The sequence below is a fragment of the Acidaminococcus sp. CAG:542 genome (assembly GCF_000437815.1).
GTDB lineage: Bacteria > Bacillota > Negativicutes > Acidaminococcales > Acidaminococcaceae > Acidaminococcus.
Genome location: NZ_FR902039.1, coordinates 28,793 through 31,612 on the forward strand (window position 1 = coordinate 28,793; position 2,820 = coordinate 31,612).

Below are 2,820 nucleotides of genomic sequence, written 5' to 3' on the forward strand. Positions count from 1 at the left end.
GGGTATTGGGGTTGTCGAACCGCTGGCCCGGGAACCATTTTCCCTTCAGCCAGTCCCCTTCCCCGGGATACAGAAGGTAGTCATCGGCCGTATCCGCCAGATGGCCGCCTTTCAGCAGCACGGCCCTGGCCCCTTTCTGGCAGATCACCGCCGCAGCCTTTTCCATGTCATCCTGGCTGCGGATGGAAAGGCCGGACAATACTTCTCCTTCCTGCATGTTGGGAGTGATCAGGGTGGCCAGAGGCAGCAGTTTTTCCTGAAGGTCCTTCCGGGCCTCTTTTTCCAAGAGATAGCTGCCGGAAGTGGCCACCATCACCGGATCCACCACCAGCACTTTGGGAGCGTACTCCTCCATTTTCCGGGCAATGGCCCGGATCAAAGCGGAATTGGACACCATCCCTACCTTGACCCCGTCCACCCGGATATCCTGGAATACGGCATCGATCTGGGCTTCCACCACTTCCGGGTCGATGTTCTGGATGGCGGTGACCCCGGTGGTGTTCTGGGCAGTCACGGCAGTGATCACGCTCATGCCGTAGCAGCCATGAGCGGCAAAAGTCTTCAGGTCAGCCTGGATGCCGGCTCCGCCGGAAGAATCCGACCCGGCAATGGTCAACAGATGGAACATGTTTTCTCCTTCTTTCTGAAAAAGGCTGCCGCCTGAGCGACAGCCTTTTTCATCCAATCACTTCAGTTTCTTCACCATTTCCACCACATGGTCCACGGTGAAGCCGAATTCTTTGTAGACGGTCTTGCCGGGGGCGGAAGCGCCGAACCGGTCGATGCCCAGGACTCTGTCCTCGCTGCCGGTGTACCGGGCCCAGCCGGTGCGTACTCCGGCTTCCAGGGCGATGGCAGGCACATCCTTGGGCAGGACTTTCTTCTTGTAGGCACTGCTCTGCTGTTCGAACACATCCCAGCTGGGCATGGACACCACATTGACCCCAATGCCTTTTTCTTCCAGGGCTTTCTGGGCATCCAGAGCCAGATGGACTTCACTGCCGGTGGCAATGATCACAGCCTTCACCTTGTCTTTGGCGGAGGGGCTCAGCACATAGGCCCCTTTGGCCGCACCCTTGGCAATGGTCTTTTCATACCCATGGAGCACCGGCAGACCCTGACGGGTGAGCAGCAGGCAGGTGGGCTGCTTCCGGTTTTCGCAGGCGGCTTTCCAGGCCACAGCCGTTTCCAGGGCGTCCGCCGGGCGGAACACGGATACGTTGGGGATCAGCCGCAGGCTCATGGTCTGTTCGATGGGTTCATGGGTGGGCCCGTCTTCCCCTACGAACACGCTGTCATGGGTGTAGACGAACACGCTGCCGATGCCCATGAGAGCCGCCATCCGCACAGCCGGCCGCATGAAGTCGGCGAACACCAGGAAGGTGGCCCCGAAAGGCAGGATACCGCCATGGAGGCACAGACCGTTGACGATGCAGCCCATGGCATGTTCCCGGATGCCGAAGTGGATGTTCCGGCCGGTCCGGTCTTCGGCGGAGAAGAAGCCTTTGCCCTTCATTTCCGTTTTGTTGGAGGGCCCCAGGTCAGCGCTGCCCCCGGTAAGAGCAGGAATCTTGTCAGCCAGCAGCTGGAGTACGGAACCGGAGGCGGCCCGGGTGGCCACACTGTCCGTATCCTTGAAGGCAGCCATCAGGTCTTTCACATCCAGATCCATTTTCCCGTCCAGCCGGTCAGCCAGTTCCTGTGCCAGTTCCGGATAAGCCCGGCCGTAGTCTTCCAGCAGTTTGTTCCAGTCTTCTTCGTTTTTCCGGCACTGGGGCAGTTTGTCCGCAAAATGTTTCTTCACGGCTTCCGGCACCACAAAGGACTGGCTGCCGTCCCAGCCGGCGGCTTCCTTGGTCTTGGCCACGTTTTCCGCCCCCAGGGGTTCCCCGTGGGCACTGGCCATATCCTGCCGGGGGCTGCCGAAGCCGATATGGGTCTTCACGATGATCAGGGACGGTTTCCGGGTTTCCTTCTTGGCGGCTTCAATGGCTTTGGCCAAAGCTTCCACATCTTCAGAAGAAGCCACCCGCAGCACCTGCCAGCCATAGGCTTTGAACCGGGCTCCCACATCTTCCCGGAAGGCAATGTCCGTGCTGCCTTCGATGGTGATCTTGTTGTCATCATAGAGGAAGATCAGTTTTCCCAGACCCAGGGTACCGGCCAGAGAAGCGGCCTCAGAAGCCACCCCTTCCATCTGGTCTCCGTCGGAGGTGATGCCGTAGGTGTAATGGTCCACCACCTTGTAGCCTTCCTTGTTGTACCGGGCGGCCATCATTTCTTCCGCCATGGCCAGTCCCACTGCCATGGCAAAGCCGTGGCCCAGAGGACCGGTGGACACATCCACCCCGGGGGTCACACCGTATTCCGGATGGCCCGGAGTCTTGCTGCCCCACTGACGGAAGTTCTTCAGATCTTCCAGGGACAGATCATAGCCGGCCACATGGAGCATGGCATAGAGCAGGGCGCTGCCGTGGCCCGGGGACAGGACGAAACGGTCCCGGTCGAACCAGTTGGGGTTTTCAGGATTGTATTTCATGAACCGGTCCCAAATGGTGTACATCAGGGGCGCGGTTCCCAGAGGAAGGCCCGGGTGACCGGAATTGGCCGCCTGCACCTCATCGATGGACAAAAAACGCAGGGTGTTGATGCTTTCAGTATCAATATTTTGCATGAAAAAAATCCCTCCATAGCGGATGTAAAAAAGTGGTATACACAGTCATTCATTCTGATTATAGGCCATTTGAGGGGGTAACGCAAGGGGTGCTGCTGCATGGTATGTGTCAACAAGTTCTCGGTGAATCCTTCATCGCCGTATAG

Annotated in this window: 2 protein-coding genes; both read right to left on the bottom strand. The window is 58.6% G+C overall.

Annotated features, from left to right (window positions below; all coding sequences use genetic code 11):
- Positions 1-628, bottom strand: a 628-nt coding sequence (gene thiD, locus QVO43_RS02575) for a bifunctional hydroxymethylpyrimidine kinase/phosphomethylpyrimidine kinase (RefSeq protein ID WP_288174379.1), incomplete at its 3' end; no start/stop codon positions are given.
- A 57-nt stretch (positions 629-685) separates the two neighbouring features.
- Positions 686-2,674, bottom strand: a complete 1,989-nt coding sequence (tkt, locus tag QVO43_RS02580) for a transketolase (protein WP_022487042.1) — start codon at positions 2,672-2,674, stop codon at positions 686-688.
- Between the last annotated feature and the right edge of the window lie 146 nt (positions 2,675-2,820).